The organism is Fodinicola acaciae (genome assembly GCF_010993745.1).
In the GTDB taxonomy this organism is placed as follows: domain Bacteria; phylum Actinomycetota; class Actinomycetes; order Mycobacteriales; family HKI-0501; genus Fodinicola; species Fodinicola acaciae.
The window spans coordinates 499,608-516,792 of sequence record NZ_WOTN01000003.1; the positions used below are offsets into that span (position 1 = coordinate 499,608).

A 17,185-nucleotide genomic window follows, 5' to 3' on the forward strand; every position below is an offset into this window, starting at 1 on the left:
CTGAGTCGTTACAAAGGAGATGGGATGCGTCTGCTGTTTCTGCTGCTGTGGTCGAGCGCCTTTCTGGTGGGCTCCGCCGGCGTGCGCGCGGCGCCGCCGCTGACGCTGACCAGCTATCGTTTCGCGCTCGCCGCCGCCGTCCTCGTCGTGCTTGCGTTGGCCGCGCGAGCCAGGTGGCCGCGAAACGCGAAGGTCTGGGGACATCTGATCGTCGGCGGCTTGCTGCTGCAGGCGGTGCAGTTCAGCGGCACGTACGTCGGCCTGTCGCTCGGCGTGCCGGCCGGACTTTCGGCTCTGTTGCTGGGATGTGCGCCACTGCTGGTCGCCGCGGCGGCCGGTCCGGTGCTCGGTGAGTGGATGCGGCCGGTGCAGTGGATCGGCTCGGCGCTCGGCATCGCCGGTGTCGTGCTGGCCTGCCTCGACCGGCTGCACGGCGGCCTGAACCTCGCCGGTGTCGCGTTCACGTTGCTCGGCGCGGCCGGATTCGCCGCAGGCACGGTCTATCAACGAAAGTTCACGCCGGACACCGACCTTCGCGTCACCGGCGCGGTCCAGCTCGGCGTCTCAGCCATCGCCATGACGGCGGTCACCGCCATTTTCGGCGAACCACTTCTCCTGCCGGTCAATCCGACGAGCATTGGCGCGGTTTTGTGGCTGGCGCTGGTGAATTCGATCGGCGCGATCACGCTGCTGTTCGTACTCATGCGGCGCCGCGGTGGCGCGAAGGCGACCGGCGTGATCTACCTCGCGCCGCCGCTGACGGCCGTCGCCGCCGTGCCGCTGCTCGGCCAGCCGCTGTCGATCGGCGCGATCGCGGGACTGGCGGTCGCGGCGATCGGCGTACTCCTGGTGAACAGAGCTCAGCCGGCCGAGCCGGCGGCCGCGGCCAGCCGGTCCTGGCCGTCGCGGGTCACCAGGGCGTCGATGACCCCGTCGAGCTCACCGTCCAGGACCGCGTCGAGGTTGTAGGCCTTGTAGCCGACGCGGTGGTCGGAGATGCGGTTTTCCGGGAAGTTGTAGGTGCGTACGCGCTCCGAGCGGTCGACCGTACGCACCTGCGAACGGCGTTCCGCGCTGGCCGCCGCGTCGGCCTCCTCCTGCGCCGCCGCGAGCATCCGCGACCGGAGGATGCGCAGAGCCTGTTCCTTGTTCTGCAGCTGCGACTTCTCGTTCTGGCAGGAGACCACGATGCCGGTCGGCAGGTGGGTGATCCGTACGGCCGAGTCGGTGGTGTTGACGCTCTGGCCACCCGGACCCGACGAGCGGAATACGTCGATGCGCAGGTCGTTGGGGTCGATCTGCACGTCGATCTCCTCGGCCTCGGGCAGCACCAGCACCCCGGCGGCGGACGTGTGTACGCGGCCCTGCGACTCGGTGACGGGTACGCGCTGGACGCGGTGCACGCCGCCCTCGTACTTGAGCCGAGCCCACACGCCGTCGCCAGGCGCCGGCACCCCGCGTGCCTTGACCGCGAGCGCCACGTCCTTGTAACCACCGAGCGCCGACTCGGTGGCGTCCATGACCTCGGTCTTCCAGCCGCGGCGCTCGGCATAACGCAGATACATCCGCAGCAGGTCGCCGGCGAACAACGCCGACTCCTCGCCGCCTTCGCCGGCCTTGATCTCCAGGATCACGTCCTTGGCGTCGTCCGGGTCGCGCGGCATCAGCAGCTCGGTGAGCCTGGCGTTGAGCTCGGGAAGGCGAGCCGCGAGCTGGTCGGCCTCGGCGGCGAACGACGCGTCCTCGGCGGCCAGCTCCTTCGCGGTGGCCAGGTCGTCGCGTGCCGACTCCAGCTCGGTGGCGGCGGCCACGATCGGACCCAGCTCGGCATAGCGCCGGCCGACCTGGCGCGCCCTGGCCGCGTCGGTGTGCAGCGCCGGGTCGGACATCTGGCGCTCCAGCTCGGCGTACTCAGCGCGGATCGCCGGCAGCGACTCGAGTGGATCGGACATGGTTTCCGCCTTATGCGAAGGAAAAGTTGGCAAGAAAGAAGGCGCGCCCGGAGGCGGGCAGCCTCCGGACGCGCCTGGACGTAGCTAGCGAGCGCGCTTGCCGAACCGACGCTCGAACCTCGCGACCCGGCCACCGGAGTCCAGGATCTTCTGCTTGCCGGTGTAGAACGGGTGGCACTGGGAGCACACCTCGGCGTGGATCTCGCCGTTACGAGCGGTGCTGCGGGTGGTGAACGTGGCACCACAGGAGCAGGTCACCGTCGTCTCGACGTACTTCGGGTGGATGTCGGCCTTCATGATCTCCTCATTCTCGACTGGGTCGCCGGGTCAGCCGTGGCTGTGAACCGGAACCCTGAACCGCCCATCATTATGACAGGCGACCTCACGTACGCCGTAACCGCAGGCCCCCGCCGGCTATTCCGCCGGCGGATCAGTCGATGCCGGCCGGCAGGCGCGCGCCAATCACCGAGAAGACGGCGGTGCCGGCACCGAACAGGAGCAGGCCGGCCAGCACGATGAAGGCGGCCGCCGTCCAGGTCCAGTCGGAGCCGGCGGTGGCATGGATGGCCAACGCGACGACGGCGATCACCGCGGCGACCGTGGCCGGCACGCCGAGCCGCCAGCTGCGCGACAGGTCGAACGGGTTGGCCGAGGTCAGGACGAGCACCGGCAGGGCCCACCACGGCAGCGGCGGATCACCGGCCGCCGAGGCCGTCACGCTGGCCAGCGCCAGCACGGCACCGAGGCCGCCGCCGGCGGCCATCAGCGCGAACGCGCGTACGACGCTCATCGGCCCGATCTCGGCCTGCCGGCGCTGGACGGTGAGCACGCCGAGGCAGATCGCCAGCGCGGCCAGCACCAACAGCAGCTGGTCCTCGGCCCGCGCCGGCGCGCCGTCCATCCCCGGCACCGGCATGCCGCGCGCGGCGGCCGGCTGCAGATTGGCGGCCGGCACGGCCAAAGCGAGCGCGCCGAGAGCGACGAGCGTGGCGAAGGCCGTACGGCGGAGGGTCGCGACGAGCGCCGGACCGGCGGCCAGCAGCGCGACGAAGACACCGGACAACACACCGGTCATCAGCAGCGTGACCAACGCGACGGCGAAGGTCGTCCAGCGGAGCACCTTCTCCGTACGCGCCGACAGCGGGTCGAAAACGGCCAACGAACGGATCCTGGCGTTGCGCGCGCGTCTGATCTCCTCGGCCGCCGCTGACCCGTACGCCGTCACCCATGCCCTCCCCACGCCGTCGACTGACAGCCTATGGAGGGGCACCGACAACGCTCGAGGCATTTATGAGCCCGGTCACGCGAAAAGCCCGGCCGAGATCCGGCCGGGCCTTGCGCTATCAGGACATTGAGAGGTCGCACAGATAGGGGAGCGGATGAGAGAGTCGAGATCCAGGCGCCGTCTGCCGGTGCCGCGGGGCCGGCCGTCGTAGCAGCGCTACTTGGTGGTCCCGTTGGTGCCAGCAGGCGGCGCCTGGGCTCGGCTATCGCCCGCTCCCTATTTGCGCGGCCTCTCAGAGAGTGTTGGGGAACTGTGTCTTAGTCGGAGCCGAACGAGCCCGGCGTCGTCTTCTGGATCTGCATCAGGAACTCGACGTTTGTCTGCGTCTTCTTCAGTTGCGCGAGCAACAGCTCCAACGCCTGCTGCGAGTCGAGCGCGGACAGCACGCGGCGCAGTTTGATGACGATCCCCAGCTCCTCGGGGCCGAGCAGAATTTCTTCCTTACGCGTGCTGGACGCGTCGACGTCGACCGCCGGGAAGATCCGCTTGTCCGAGAGTTTCCGGTCGAGCTTGAGCTCGGCGTTGCCAGTGCCCTTGAACTCCTCGAAAATCACCGTGTCCATTGTGGACCCGGTCTCCACCAGCGCGGTCGCCAGAATGGTCAGCGACCCACCGTTTTCGATGTTGCGCGCGGCGCCGAGGAAACGCTTCGGCGGATAGAGGGCGGTCGAGTCGACACCACCGGACAGGATCCGGCCGGAGGCCGGCGCGGCCAGGTTGTACGCACGGCCGAGCCGGGTGATCGAGTCGAGGAGCACGACCACGTCGTGCCCCAGCTCGACCAGCCGCTTCGCGCGCTCGATGGACAGCTCGGCGACCGTGGTGTGGTCGGACGGCGGCCGGTCGAAGGTGGAGGCGATGACCTCACCCTTCACCGAGCGCTGCATGTCGGTGACCTCTTCCGGACGCTCGTCGACCAGGACGACCATCAGGTGGCACTCGGGGTTGTTGGTGGTGATCGCGTTGGCGATCGCCTGCAGCACCATCGTCTTGCCGGCCTTGGGCGGCGACACGATCAGCGCGCGCTGGCCCTTGCCGATCGGCATCACCAGGTCGATGACCCTGGTGGTGAGCAGGTTGGGCTCGGTCTCCAGCCGCAGCCGCTGCTGCGGATAGAGCGGCGTGAGCTTGGTGAACTCCGGCCGGTTGCGGGCCTCCTCCGGCGGCACACCGTTGATGGTGTCCAGCCGTACGAGCGCGTTGTACTTGTCGCGGCGCTCGCCTTCGCGCGGCTGGCGGACCGCACCGGTGACGTGGTCGCCGCGGCGCAGGCCGTTGCGGCGGACCTGCGACATCGACACGTACACGTCGGTGGGGCCGGTCAGATAGCCGGAGGTGCGTACGAACGCGTAGTTGTCCAGCACGTCCACGATGCCGGCGACCGGGATCAGGACGTCGTCCTCGCGGATCTCCGGCTCGTTGGTCTCGAACCGCTCGCCGCGGTCGCGGCCACGGCGGTTGCGGTCGCGGAACCGGCGCGGCCGCCGCCGGCCGTCGCCGTCCTCGTCGTCGTCGGAGGAGTTGTTCTGGCCCTGCGGACCGCGGCCCTGGTTCTGCTGGTTGCGGTTGCGGTCACCACGGTTGTCACGGTCGCCGCGGTTGTTGTCGCCGCGGTTGTCACCACGGTTGTCGTTGCGGTCGCGGTTGTCGTTGCGCTCGCGGTTACGGCCGCCACCTTCCTGGCGCTGCTGCGGCTCGGTGGCCGCCGGCGCGGCGGCGCGCGGCTGCTCCTCGGCCGGCGTCTCGACGGCCGGCTCGGTGGCGGCTGCGGCGGCCTGCTCGTCGCGGCGCGGACGGCCACGGCGGCGGGTCGGAGCCGGGGTCTCCCCCGACTGCGCGGCCGGCTGCGCTGCTGGCAGCTCGGCGCTCTCGGCGGCCGAGGACCGCGGTGCCGGGGCCGACCGCGGCGCCGGCGTACGGCTGGCGGCCGGCTCCTCCGCGCTGGTCGCGGCCTCGGCGGCCGAACCGGCGGCGCGGGTCGCGACCCGGCGGCCGCGCCGGCGTGGCGCCTCCGCGGCCGGTGTGTCGTCGACCGGCAGCAGCGTGTCCTGGGACGCCGCCGCGCCCTGCTTGGCCTTGATCGCGGTGATCAGGTCGCTCTTGCGCATCCGCGCGGTGCCGGTGATGCCGAGCTCGCTCGCGAGGGTCTGCAATTCCGGCAGCTTCATGCCGGTCATCCCCCCGGCCGTACGGCGCCGCGGCTTTGCCGCCGTGCCCGACTCGTCCAGGAGGTCAGTGGTGTCGCTCAATGGGGATTCCTTCCCTACGACGGCGACGAGAAATGGCCTCGACGCCGGTGTACCGCGACCGGCTCCGGGACCAGATCGTCCCGACACCGGAGACCCGCGTGCTCACGGAAAACAGACAGCCGCGGAACGCATCGAGATGCGACCGGATGGCGCGCCTGCGGTCAACCCGACCAAGGATGCAGTCACCACCACCGATGAACCAACGCCGCGTGCGGACGTCTGGTGCGGTGAGAGGAACCCCCGGAACGAGAAATCGGCCCAAAGACACTGGCCCGGTGGCGCTCACGCGCCAAAAGGGCGGCTGTACTGCTGCAAAGCGTAGACTGCCCGGTCAACGACGGCAACAACACCCCTCCGGCGTGTCCTGAATCACCGGTCGGAGATCCACCGTTGGGATGATGTCGCGGCCAGCCGGGAACGGTTCGCACCAGTGGCTCGTTGACAGCGCCGTCATCAGACCGGCTGTGCCACGGATCCACTCAGGTCAACGGGAAGTGGTACGACGGATATTCCTTTCGGTGCGTAACTTTCCAGCACCTCGACGGCCGGGCCGTTTCCGCTGGTCAGCGCCAGTACGGTGGCGCCGGCGCCGCTGATGACCGCAGGCACGCCGGCCGCGCGCAGCCGGTCGACCAACGCCATCGACTCCGGCATCGCCACCGCGCGATAGGACTGGTGCAGACGGTCCTCGGTCGCCGCGTACAACACCGACAGGTCGGCGGTCAGCGCGTACGCGAGCAACGCCGCGCGACCCGCGTTCGCCGCCGCGTCGGCGTGTGGCACCTCGGCCGGCAGCAGTCCGCGGGCCGTCTCGGTGGCGAACTGCCCGGTCGGGATGAACGCGACCGGCGCGAGGTCCGCATGCGGCTCAAGGCGTACGGCCCGGGCCTGGTCACCGTCCATCCAGGCGATGGTGGCCGCGCCGAGCAGGCAGGCCGCCACGTTGTCCGGATGGCCTTCCAGCTCGTTGGCCAGGCACAACAGCTCGTCGTCGGGCAGCTCGCCGCGCGCGTGACCGGTGCCGGCGAGCGCGCTGGCGCCGACCAGGCCGGCGACGATCGCGGCGGCGGACGAGCCGAGGCCGCGGCCGTGCGGGATCCGGTTGTGGCAGCGCAGCCGCAACCCGGACGGCTGCCCGCCGAGCCGGTCGAAGGCATGCCGGGCCGCGCGTACGAGCAGATGTTTTTCGTCGTTGGGCAGCTCGCCGGCGCCTTCGCCGGTCACCTCGATGTCCAGCCCGGACGGCACGATCGCCACGTCGACCTCGTCGTGCAGGCCGAGCGCGAGGCCGACGGCGTCGAAACCCGGCCCCAGATTCGCGCTGCTGGCCGGCACGCGCACCCGTACGCGGGCCGGTTCGTATGCACGAGCCACCTGATCCCCCCAACAAATTTTCCGGTCGATGCGGTTTGTCACCTCGTCGCCAAAGCGGCTCTTTGCCGACCGCGAACACTTCTTTGGCCAATGCCGCCAAACCGCCACTGAGCAGGCTACCTATCGACCATGATGTCCCTGCTGCGGCGGGGTCTCACACCCGTCGACACCGGTGCACTAACACCATTCGCTCTCAGAAAGGGTCACAATGGCAGAAGCACCGTCTCGGGGCTTACCCCACAAGCCTCGCAACGGACTCAAACGCGGCCTGGTGGCGTCGATCTCGGTCGCCGCACTGGTCACGGCCACCGCTCCGGCGGCGGTCGACGCGGCGCCGGCCAAAGGTGCCGGCGAGTCGTCGGCGGCCAGCAGCCAGGCCAACACCGGCCGGGAGAAATACGACTTCTACGACTCGCGGCAGGTCGCCGCGGCCGCGCCGGCCGCGCAGAAGCGTGCCGCCGCCAAGTCCGCCGCGCCGTCGGCCGGGATCAAGTCGCTGCGCTCGCAGCTCGGGCCGCAGGGCGTCATCGACCTCGACCCGCTGACCAGCACGCCGCGTACGCTCGCCAAGCTGGACGGATTTCTCACCGCGCCGAGCCGCAAGCCGGCCAAGGACGTGGCGCTCGGCTATGTGTCCGCGCATCCGGACGTGTTCGGGATGTCCGCCGCCGACCTGTCCGCGCTGACGCTGCGCCGCGACTACGTCGACATCGCCGGCACGCACCACCTCAGCTTCATCCAGACCGTCGACGGCGTACCGGTCTTCGGCAACGGGCTGCAGGCCAACGTGACGAAGAACGGCCAGATCGTCAACTTCAACGGCGCACCGGTCGCCGGCATCCACAACGCGTCGCTGCCGGCCGCGGCGGTCAGCGCCGACAAGGCGCGCTCGCTGTCCGCGTCGAGCGTACGGTCGGCGCCGATGAAGGCCAGCGCGGCCGCCCCGCAGGGTGCCGCGAAGGTCACCTCGTACAGCAACGGCGACAAGGTCAGCCAGGTCGTCTTCCACACCGCCAACGGCCCGCGCCGCGCCTGGCAGACCGTCGTGACGACCACCGGCGGCACCATGTACGTGCACGTCGTCGACGCGCAGACCGGCGCGGTGCTCTATCGGCAGAGCCTGACCGACAACGACAGCGCCGACGTCTACGACAACTACCCCGGCGCGCCGGTCGGAGGCACGCCGCGGCACGTGAACCTCAAGCCGGGCTGGCTGCCGAAGAACTCGCCGAAGCTCGCCGGCAACGTCGGCCACGTCTACGCCGACATCAACGACGACAACGTCGCCAACCCCAACGAGGAGATCCCGCCGAGCTCTCCCGGCAAGTTCGAGTATCCGCTGAAGACGTTCAACGTCCCCGGCTCGGCCTGCTCCGCGTCCTACCCGTGCACCTGGGACCCGAACGTGCCGAACTCGTGGCGCACCAACGTCAACCAGGGCGCCACGCAGGTCATGTACTACCTCGGCAAATACCACGACCACCTGGAGGCGGCGCCGATCGGCTTCACCCGCGCGGCCGGCAACTTCGAGGCCGTGGACGACGACGCCGTACAGGCGCAGGTCTTCGACGGCGCCGCCACCGCCGGTGGCTCGATGCCGGACGCGGCGCACATCAACAACGCCAACTTCGGCACGCCGCCGGACGGCCAGAAGCCGACCATGCAGATGTACCTGTTCCGGCTGCCCGGCAACCCGGCCGACCCGTTCATCCCGTCCTTCGGCGGCGACGAGTCGGACGTCGTCTACCACGAATACACGCACGGTCTGTCGCACCGGCTGGTCGTCGACGCCAACGGCCTGTCGCACATCGGCAGCCAGCAGTCCGGCTCGATGGGTGAGGCGTGGAGCGACTGGTACGCGATGGACTTCCTGGTCGACGACAAGTTCATCAAGGACACCGCCGCTCCGGGCGAGGTGCGGGTCGGCAACTACGTCGGCGCCGGCAAGGACCGGATCCGTACGCAGCCGCTGGACTGCCCGGTCGGCAGCACGTCGCCGCTGTGCCCCGGCAGCCCGCGCGGCGCCGGCCCCGGTGGCTACACCTTCGGCGACTTCGGCCTGATCTCCAGCCGCGGCGCCGAGGTGCACGCGGACGGCGAGATCTGGGGCGAGACGCTGTGGGACCTGCGTACGGCCATCGGCTCCCGGATGGCGGAGTCGCTGATCACGCGCGCCATGGAGCTGTCCCCGATGGAGCCGTCGTACCTGGACATGCGCAACTCGATCCTGCAGGCCGACACCGTGCTCAACGGCGGCAAGCTCAACCAGAAGATCTGGCAGGTCTTCGCGCACCGCGGCATGGGCTGGTTCGCCAGCGTCGTGGACGCCGGTGACGTCCAGACCGTCGAGGACTTCTCGATGCCGCCGGCGGCTGGCACGCCGACCGGCACGGTCACCGGCACCGCGACCGACGTCGACACCGGCAAGCCGGCGGCCGGCGTACAGGTCGGCTTCGGTGGCCACAACTCCGGTTTCCCCGGCGACTACCAGGCCGTCACCGACGCCAATGGCAAATACACGATCAGCGGTGTCTACGCCGGCACGTACCCGGCGCTGATCGCCGGTCGCGGCGGCTGGGACCTGCAGGTCAAGCGGGGTGTGTCGGTGCCGTCTCGTACGCTCACGGTCAACTGGCAGATGCGGCGCGACTGGGCCGCGCAGGCCGGCGGCGCGCAGATCACCAGCTACAACGGGCCCGACTACAGCAGCTTCGGCTGCGGGCCGACCGGTGACATCGACCAGTCGTTGAGCACCGGCTGGGGCAGCGAGACGAACGCGGCCAACGGTGTGCCGTCGCCGAAGAACATCGTCATCAAACTGCCCAAACCGGTGACCATCAGCGAGCTGTCGATCGACCCGAGCAACACCTGCGGCGACGACCCGACGGCGGCCACCAAGGACTACAAGGTGGAGACCTCCGCCGACGGCCAGACCTGGACCGCGGCGGCCTCCGGCGCGTTCACCTCGGCCGACCGCGGCCGGCTCAACAAGGTGACGCTGGCCGACGGCAGCTCGCAGAACGTGTCCTACGTCCGGTTCACCATGGTCAGCCCGCAGGTGCCCGGCGTGTTCGGCACCAGCTGCGCGGCCAACCCGGCGCAGAGCGGCTGCCAGTTCCTCGACTCGTCCGAGGTCGCGATCTACGGCGGCTGATGTCCCGTACCACCGAGCGGTGCCTCCAGCAGGAGGCACCGCTCTCTTATTGTGGTGCGAATGGACGTCCGAGTCGTTTACACCAAATTCGACGGCAGCCGACACTGGCACGAGACCATGCGGATGCTCGGCACCGACCACCACGGCACCTGGCTCGGCGCCGGCCCCGGCACCATCCTGCAACGCGGCGACGAACCGCCGATCGTGTTGCCGCAGGCACATCTGTGCCTGATCACCGCCGAACCGCATTGGTGGACAGTCGTTTTCAACGCCCCGCCCGAACCACACGTCGAGGTCTACTGCGACATTTGCACCGTACCGTCGCCGACGACCGAAGGATTCACCATGATCGACCTCGACCTGGACGTCATCCGCCGCTGGGACGGCACGGTCGAGATCGTCGACGAGGACGAGTTCGAGGAACACTCCGCCAAATACGGCTATCCGCCCGACGTCATCTCCTCGGCTCGCACCTCCGCCGACGAACTCGCCGCACTCATTCGCTCCGGCGCCGAGCCTTTCGCCTCCGACTACCGGAAATGGCTTTCCCTGGTCTAATACGTCGTGCTGTCGTTCGGCTCCGGCTCGGTGTAACCGCCACCATCGTCGTAACTCGGCCCGCCGTCGTACGTGGTGGTGTCGTTCGGCTCGTCGTAGGAGTAGTCAGAGCCCGAGTCGTAGGTCTCGCCACCGTCGTAAGTGGTGGTGTCGTCGTACGACTCGTCGTAGCTTCCCGCCATTGGGTAAATTTTCCTTTCTGGTTTTAGCGCTCTTATGCGGTTTCTACGGTAAAGGGGGTGTCGGCGGGGCGCATCTCGGTGTGGGTGGGGTGGCCGTTTGGGGCTTGTTGCGGCGTGGTCTGGGAGTAATGGGGTTCCTTTGTTGGAGCTGGGTGGTTGGGTCTTTATGTTTGTTGCGTGGGGAAAGTGGGCGGGTGTTCATGTTTGTTGCGTTGGGGAGGGTGGTGGGTTCGCCCGTTTGTTGCGTGTGTGCGTGGTTGGTTTTCGCCTGCGCGGCGGGCGCTCCCGCGCGGAGGGCGACCTCAAGGGAGGGGGCGCGTGGCTGGGTCTCCTGGTCACGTATGGGAAGCAACCCGTCGGGATGGACGCCAGACGATCGTGCTGTGGCGGCTGGCTGCGTAATACTTGTTTAACAAGACATCAAAACGGACATTTTTTGCCGACCGGCAGTCACAACAGCATTATCAGCCTCAATAGTCACACCCGTCACAACATCCGGAGATCACGGCGGCGTGAAAGCCGAGTTACTTGCGTCCAACGCAAGTAACTCGACATTCATGCCATCCGCGACCCTCGCAAGCCGGACATTTAGCGCTCCACACGCCGTCGCGTCCCGCATACTGGACCTTCACGCCACCCACCGAGACGCCACCACAGCTCCGGCGCCCCAGCCACACTCCTGGTCCACACCACAACACAACCGCACCCGCGGCACTCAAACCCAACCAACAGCGAAACCCCGCGCACCCCTCCCCTTGAAGTCGCCCTCCGCGCAGGAGCGCCCGCCGCGAAGGCGAAAACCCCCAAAACGCAACAAAAATGAAAACCCAACCAGCTCCAACTCAGCCACCTGAATCGGCCGCCCTAAATCAGCCGCACTAATCAGCTGCCTCAGCCAGCCAATTTCAGCCAGCTAATTCAGCCAGCCCAATTCAGTCAGCCAGTTCAATCGGCCAATTGCAGAGCTTTGGCCGCCGCGTGTGGATCCGTGGGGATGGTGATTGGTTTCGGGGCGCCGTCGATGGCCCAGTCTGGGTCCTTCAGGCCGTTGCCGGTGACCGTACAAACGACCCGCAGTCCGGCGTCGAGGGTGCCCGCTTCGCGGGCGGCGAGGAGGCCGGCGACGCTTGAGGCGCTGGCTGGTTCGACGAAAACGGCTTCGCGGCGGGCCAAAAGGCGGTATGCCGCCAAGATTTGGCGGTCGGTGACGGATTCTATGGCGCCGCCGGACTCGTCGCGGGCGGCGAGGGCTTTGGTCCAGGAGGCGGGGTTTCCGATCCGGATGGCGGTGGCGATGGTGGTCGGATGTTCGACTACGTGGCCGAGGACGATCGGGGCGGCCCCGGCGGCCTGGAAGCCGCGCATGACGGGCCGGCGCGTTGACACCTTGTCGTCAGCGTATTCCACGTAACCACGCCAATAAGCGGTGATGTTGCCGGCGTTGCCGACCGGCAGGCAGTGTACGTCGGGCGCGTCGCCGAGCACGTCGATGATCTCGAAGGACGCGGTTTTCTGGCCTTCGATACGAAACTCGTTGACCGAGTTGACCAGGCTGACCGGATATTCGATGGCCAGCTTGGAGGCCAGCGCCAGGCAGTCGTCGAAGTTGCCGTCGACCTGGAGCAGCCGCGCGCCGTGTACGAGTGCCTGCGCGAGCTTGCCGAGCGCGATTTTTCCGCGCGGCACAAGGACAGCGCAGACGATGCCGGCGCGGGCCGCATATGCGGCGGCGGATGCGGACGTGTTGCCGGTCGACGCGCAGATGACCGCTTTCGCACCTTGCTCGACAGCCTTGGAAATGGCGACCGTCATGCCCCGGTCTTTGAAGGAACCGGTCGGATTCGCGCCTTCTACCTTGAGAAAAACCTCGCAGCCGGTCATTTCCGAGATGACCGGCGCGGGCAGCAGCGGCGTGCCGCCTTCCAGCAGCGTGATGCGTGGGGTGGCGTCGGTGACCGGCAGCCGGTCGGCGTATTCGTCGATGAGCCCGCGCCAGCGTACGCGGGACAGCTCCTCGGTCATGTCTCCCCCTCGACTCTCATCACGGAGAGTACGTTGCGCACGGCGTCGAGCCGGCGCAGTCTGTCCACTGTGGACGATAGTGCCGCGTCGGTCGCGACGTGCGTGACGACGACCAAGGTCGCGTCGGCGCCGCGGCCCTCCTGTTTGACCGTACGGATGGACACGCCGGTCGCGGCGAACTCCGAGGCGACAGCGGCCAGAACGCCGGCACGGTCGGCGACCTCCAGCGACAGGTGATAGCGGGTGATCGCCTCACCGATCGGCCGCACCGGCAGCCGCGCGTAGGAGGTGTCCCCCGCCGCGCGTACGCCGGTCAGCTTGTGCCGCGCCACCGCGACGACATCGCCAAGCACCGCGCTCGCGGTCGGCGCACCACCGGCGCCACGACCGTAGAACATCAGTTCCCCGGCCGCGTCCGCCTCGATGAAGACGGCATTGAAGGCACCGGTGACTCCGGCGAGTGGATGGCTGCGCGGGATCATCGCCGGATGCACGCGTACGGCCACACTTTCCGCGCCGTCCGCGCCGACTTGCCTTTCCGCGATGCACAAAAGCTTCACCGTGCAGCCGATCGTCTGCGCACTGGCGACATCCGCGGCGGTGACTTCCGTTATTCCTTCGCGATAAACGTCCGCCGCCGACACCGGCGTGTGGAAGGCCAGCGAGGCCAGGATCGCCGCTTTCGCGGCCGCGTCATAGCCTTCCACGTCGGCGGTCGGGTCGGCTTCGGCATATCCGAGAGCGGTGGCTTCCTCCAACGCCTCGGCGAAACCGGTGCCGTTGGAATCCATCGCCGAAAGGATGAAGTTGGTCGTGCCGTTGACGATCCCCATCACACGAGTGATGCGGTCGCCGTGCAGCGACTCGCGCAGCGGGCCGAGCAGCGGAATGCCTCCGGCGACGCTTGCCTCGTAATAAAGATCGGCGCCTCCCTCGGCCGCCGCGGCCTGCAGGGAAGCGCCGTCCTCGGCCAGCAGGGCCTTGTTGGCGGTCACCACGCTCTTGCCGGACTTCAGCGCCGCGACCAGCCATTCGCGCGCCGGCTCGATGCCGCCGACCACCTCGATCACCACGTCGACGTCGTCACGTTCGATCAGCGACATCGCGTCATCGGTGAAAATCTCACCCGGCACTGGCAAATCCGAGCGATCGACGCCGAGCCTGCGTACGGCGATCCCGGCAAACTCCAGCCGCGCGCCGACGCGCGCGGCAAGCTCGTCACCGTGCTGGTGCAGCAGCCGGACGACCTCGGCGCCGACGGTGCCGCAGCCGAGCATCGCGAGCTTGAGTGTCCTCATCCGGCGTCCAACCGCAGCAGGTCGTCCTCGGTTTCCCTGCGCAGCAACACTTTCGCCTGCCCACTGCCGACCGACACGACCGGCGGACGGGGCACCTGGTTGTAGTTGCTGGCCATGCTGCGGCAGTATGCGCCCGTGCCGGCGATCGCCAACAGGTCGCCGGGCTGCACGTCGGCCGGCAACCAGGCGTCTTTCACCACGATGTCACCGGATTCGCAGTGTTTGCCGACCACGCGCGCCAGCATCGGCTCGGCGTCGGAACCGCGCGAGGCGAGCGCGCAGGTGTAGGCGGCGTCGTACAAGGCCGTGCGGATGTTGTCGCTCATGCCGCCGTCGACCGACACGAAATGCCGGACCGCGCCGGCGTCGAGCTGCACGGGTTTGACCGTGCCGACCTCATAAAGGGTGATCCCGGCCGGACCGACCAGCGCACGCCCCGGCTCCACCACGATTTTCGGCATTTTCAACCCATGCCGGCCACATTCGTACGCGACGATCGTGCGCAGATCGGCGGCGAATCGGTGCAGCTGCGCCGGATCGTCCTCCGCCGTGTACGCGACACCAAGGCCACCACCGAGATCCAGCTCGGCCAGCTCGACATCGTGTTCCTCGCGAATGTCGGCCAGCAGCTGGACGACGCGCTTGGCGGCCACCTCGAAACCGGCCGTGTCGAAGATCTGCGAGCCGATGTGGCTGTGCAGGCCGACCAGCTCCAGCGACGGCAGCTTGAGCACCCGGCGTACGGCTTCTGCGGCCGCTCCCGAGGAAAACGAGAACCCGAATTTCTGGTCCTCGTGCGCGGTCGCGATGAACTCGTGCGTGTGCGCCTCGACGCCGACGGTCGTACGCACCATCACGCGCTGCCGGATGTCCGCTTTGGCAGCGATATCGGCGAGCCGGACGATCTCGGCGTACGAGTCGAGCACGATCGTGCCGACACCGGCCTCGACCGCTCGTGTCAGCTCGCGCTCGCTCTTGTTGTTGCCGTGCATGGCAATTCTGTCGACCGGAAAGCCGGCGCGCAACGCGATCGCCAGCTCACCGCCACTGCACACGTCCAAGCCGAATCCCTCGGACGCGACCCAACGCGCGAATCCGACGGACAGAAAAGCCTTGCCGGCGTAATAGACCTCGGCGCCGGCGAACGCCTCTCGCAACGCCCGAGCGCGTGCCCGCAGATCGGCCTCGTCCAACAGATAGAGCGGACTGCCGAAGTCACGCACCAGGTCGCGTACGTCCAGACCACCGATCGACAGCACACCGTCGGAACGCTCGGCGGTGGCCGGCCACACCGATGGATGCAGGCCGTTGAGGTCCTCCGGCGGCAGGTTGGGCGCCGCCGGGTTGATCAGGTCGCCGTGGGCCGGCCCGGCCGGATGCGCCCTCACATCCGCTCCGGAGCGGTCACGCCGAGCAGCCCGAGCCCGTTGGCCAGCACCGTACGCGTCGCCTCCAGCAACCAGAGCCGCGCGCGGTTGGTCGCGGTGACCTCCTCGTCGCCTTGCGGCAGAACCCGGTGCACGTCATAGAAACGATGGAAAACGCCGGCCAGGCTTTCCAGATAGCGCGCTATCCGGTGCACCTCGCGCAGCTCGGCCGCGGTCGCGACGACGCCGGGAAACTCCGCGAGCGCACCGAGCAGCGTGTTCGTCTTTTCCTCCGAAAGCAACGAAGGGTCGAGCTCGCCGCGGTCGATGCCCAGGTCGGCGGCGTTACGCAGCACCGAGGAAATCCGCGCGTGCGCGTACTGGACGTAATAGACCGGATTGTCGTTGGTGCGCTTGGTCAACAGATCGACGTCGAGCACCATCTCCGAGTCGGTGGAGAACCGGCTCAGCTGATAGCGCGCCGCGTCCACACCGACCAGGTCGACGACCTCCTGCAGCGTGATGATCGTGCCGGCGCGCTTGGACAGCTTCATCTCGGCGCCGTTCTGCATGACCTTGACCAGCTGGCCGATGAGGACGTCGACCGAGTCGTCCGGATTGTCGCCGGCACACGCGGCGATCGCGCGCAGCCGGTTGACGTAACCGTGGTGGTCGGCGCCGAGCAGGTAGAGACACCGGGTGAAGCCACGGCCGCGTTTGTTGACGTAGTAGGCCGCGTCGGAACCGAAGTAGGTGTATTCGCCGTCGGACTTGACCAGCGGCCGGTCCTTGTCGTCGCCGAACTCGGACGTACGCATCCACACCGCGCCGTCCTGTTCGTAGACGTGGCCGGCCTTGCGCAGCGCGGCCATCGCCTCGTCGATCGCACCGGAGGAATGCAGCGACCGCTCGGAAAACCACACGTCGAAGTGCGTGCGGAACTTCGCCAACACGGCCTCCTGCTCCTCGAGCTGCCGCCGGTAGCCCTCCTCGCGGAAGGCCACCAGCCGCTCGTCCTCAGGCAGGTCGACGATCTCCGGCCGGTCGGCGACGATCGCGCGCGCGATGTCGGCGACGTACTCGCCGTGATATCCGTTCTCCGGCGTCGGCTCGCCGAGCGCGGCGGCCACCAGCGACCTGCCGAAGTTGTTGAGCTGCGCACCGCGGTCGTTGATGTAGAACTCGCGAGCGACCTCGGCGCCGGCCGCGGCGAAGACGCGCGCGAGCACGTCACCGACCGCGGCCCACCGCGTATGGCCGAGATGGACCGGCCCGGTCGGGTTGGCCGACACGAACTCGACGTTGACGCGCTGGCCCTTGAGCAGGTCGACCCGGCCGTACGCGGCGCCGGCCTCGACGATGGTCCGGGCCAGCTGTCCGGCCGCGGCGGCCTCCAGCCGAATGTTCAGGAACCCGGGGCCGGCGACCTCGGCACTGGCGATGCCGGGCTGCTGCGCCAGCCGCTCCCCGATCCAGCCGGCCAGCTCGCGCGGCGGCACGCCGACCTTCTTGGCCAGCTGCAGCGCGATCGTGGTGGCGTAGTCGCCGTGGTCCCGGTTGCGAGGTCGCTCCACCGTCGTCGTCTCCGGCAGCGCGGAGGTGTCCAGGTCGTGGGCGACGAACGTTGCCCGTACGACGTCGAGTACGGCGGCGGATACAGCATCGGGAGTCACGGTGACGATGCTACCGACGTGGTGTTGAGCACCTGAAACGCATTAGGGACGCACCACTGTCTGGGATCTGA

13 protein-coding genes are annotated in these 17,185 nt (G+C 68.5%); 3 read left to right on the top strand and 10 right to left on the bottom strand.

Going from position 1 to position 17,185, the window contains the following annotated elements:
* Nucleotides 1-24 precede the first annotated feature (24 nt).
* On the top strand, nt 25-969 hold the full coding sequence (locus GNX95_RS28730) for a DMT family transporter (RefSeq protein ID WP_163510751.1): 945 nt from the start codon (nt 25-27) through the stop codon (nt 967-969).
* On the opposite strand, the gene prfA is transcribed toward GNX95_RS28730, so the two are convergent.
* The 5 genes from prfA to thrB all read right to left on the bottom strand — a co-directional run bounded on the left by prfA (nt 861) and on the right by thrB (nt 6,860).
* Nucleotides 861-1,952: a peptide chain release factor 1 gene (gene prfA / locus GNX95_RS28735; protein WP_163510752.1), complete on the bottom strand. Its 1,092-nt coding sequence runs from the start codon at nt 1,950-1,952 to the stop codon at nt 861-863. The two genes, GNX95_RS28730 and prfA, sit on opposite strands and share 109 nt — an antisense overlap.
* Nucleotides 1,953-2,036: 84 nt before the next feature.
* Nucleotides 2,037-2,249, bottom strand: coding sequence for a 50S ribosomal protein L31 (rpmE, locus tag GNX95_RS28740; protein ID WP_163510753.1), 213 nt, complete (start codon nt 2,247-2,249; stop codon nt 2,037-2,039).
* A 133-nt stretch (nt 2,250-2,382) separates the two neighbouring features.
* Complete coding sequence (locus GNX95_RS28745) at nt 2,383-3,177, bottom strand: hypothetical protein (protein ID WP_163510754.1); 795 nt, start codon at nt 3,175-3,177, stop codon at nt 2,383-2,385.
* Nucleotides 3,178-3,494: 317 nt separating this feature from the next.
* Nucleotides 3,495-5,414, bottom strand: coding sequence for a transcription termination factor Rho (rho, locus tag GNX95_RS28750; protein ID WP_425483929.1), 1,920 nt, complete (start codon nt 5,412-5,414; stop codon nt 3,495-3,497).
* 525 nt (nt 5,415-5,939) lie between these two features.
* On the bottom strand, nt 5,940-6,860 hold the full coding sequence (gene thrB, locus GNX95_RS28755) for a homoserine kinase (protein ID WP_163510756.1): 921 nt from the start codon (nt 6,858-6,860) through the stop codon (nt 5,940-5,942).
* Between the two features lie 271 nt (nt 6,861-7,131).
* Here thrB and GNX95_RS28760 point away from each other — a divergent pair, with 271 nt between their 5' ends.
* Together GNX95_RS28760 and GNX95_RS28765 are read left to right on the top strand one after the other, a co-directional pair.
* Nucleotides 7,132-10,014 (top strand): M36 family metallopeptidase, encoded by a 2,883-nt coding sequence (locus GNX95_RS28760; protein ID WP_222854013.1) that lies wholly within the window; start codon nt 7,132-7,134, stop codon nt 10,012-10,014.
* Between the two features lie 60 nt (nt 10,015-10,074).
* Nucleotides 10,075-10,572, top strand: a complete 498-nt coding sequence (locus GNX95_RS28765; RefSeq protein WP_163510758.1) for a DUF402 domain-containing protein — start codon at nt 10,075-10,077, stop codon at nt 10,570-10,572.
* Here GNX95_RS28765 and GNX95_RS28770 read toward each other — a convergent pair.
* From GNX95_RS28770 to argS, 5 genes are all read right to left on the bottom strand, one after another.
* On the bottom strand, nt 10,569-10,754 hold the full coding sequence (locus tag GNX95_RS28770) for a hypothetical protein (protein ID WP_163510759.1): 186 nt from the start codon (nt 10,752-10,754) through the stop codon (nt 10,569-10,571). The two genes, GNX95_RS28765 and GNX95_RS28770, sit on opposite strands and share 4 nt — an antisense overlap.
* Nucleotides 10,755-11,699: 945 nt before the next feature.
* A complete protein-coding gene (gene thrC, locus GNX95_RS28775; protein ID WP_163510760.1) occupies nt 11,700-12,776 on the bottom strand; it encodes a threonine synthase in 1,077 nt (358 codons plus the stop codon).
* Nucleotides 12,773-14,074, bottom strand: coding sequence for a homoserine dehydrogenase (locus GNX95_RS28780; RefSeq protein WP_163510761.1), 1,302 nt, complete (start codon nt 14,072-14,074; stop codon nt 12,773-12,775). The genes thrC and GNX95_RS28780 overlap by 4 nt, the downstream gene beginning before the upstream one ends.
* The gene (lysA, locus tag GNX95_RS28785) at nt 14,071-15,462 is read right to left on the bottom strand and encodes a diaminopimelate decarboxylase (protein WP_163510762.1); all 1,392 of its coding nucleotides are present in this window, start codon (nt 15,460-15,462) and stop codon (nt 14,071-14,073) included. Before lysA ends, GNX95_RS28780 begins: the two co-directional genes overlap by 4 nt.
* Nucleotides 15,459-17,114, bottom strand: a complete 1,656-nt coding sequence (argS, locus tag GNX95_RS28790; RefSeq protein ID WP_163510763.1) for an arginine--tRNA ligase — start codon at nt 17,112-17,114, stop codon at nt 15,459-15,461. The genes lysA and argS overlap by 4 nt, the downstream gene beginning before the upstream one ends.
* Between the last annotated feature and the right edge of the window lie 71 nt (nt 17,115-17,185).

What these genes read in the sequence shown, in the direction of transcription:
- GNX95_RS28730 (WP_163510751.1), top strand. Translation starts at nt 25, where the DNA reads ATGCGTCTGCTGTTTCTGCTGCTGTGGTCGAGCGCCTTTCTGGTGGGC.
- prfA (WP_163510752.1), bottom strand. Translation starts at nt 1,952, where the DNA reads ATGTCCGATCCACTCGAGTCGCTGCCGGCGATCCGCGCTGAGTACGCC.
- rpmE (WP_163510753.1), bottom strand. Translation starts at nt 2,249, where the DNA reads ATGAAGGCCGACATCCACCCGAAGTACGTCGAGACGACGGTGACCTGC.
- rho (WP_425483929.1), bottom strand. Translation starts at nt 5,414, where the DNA reads ATGACCGGCATGAAGCTGCCGGAATTGCAGACCCTCGCGAGCGAGCTC.
- GNX95_RS28765 (WP_163510758.1), top strand. Translation starts at nt 10,075, where the DNA reads ATGGACGTCCGAGTCGTTTACACCAAATTCGACGGCAGCCGACACTGG.
- GNX95_RS28770 (WP_163510759.1), bottom strand. Translation starts at nt 10,754, where the DNA reads ATGGCGGGAAGCTACGACGAGTCGTACGACGACACCACCACTTACGAC.
- thrC (WP_163510760.1), bottom strand. Translation starts at nt 12,776, where the DNA reads ATGACCGAGGAGCTGTCCCGCGTACGCTGGCGCGGGCTCATCGACGAA.
- GNX95_RS28780 (WP_163510761.1), bottom strand. Translation starts at nt 14,074, where the DNA reads ATGAGGACACTCAAGCTCGCGATGCTCGGCTGCGGCACCGTCGGCGCC.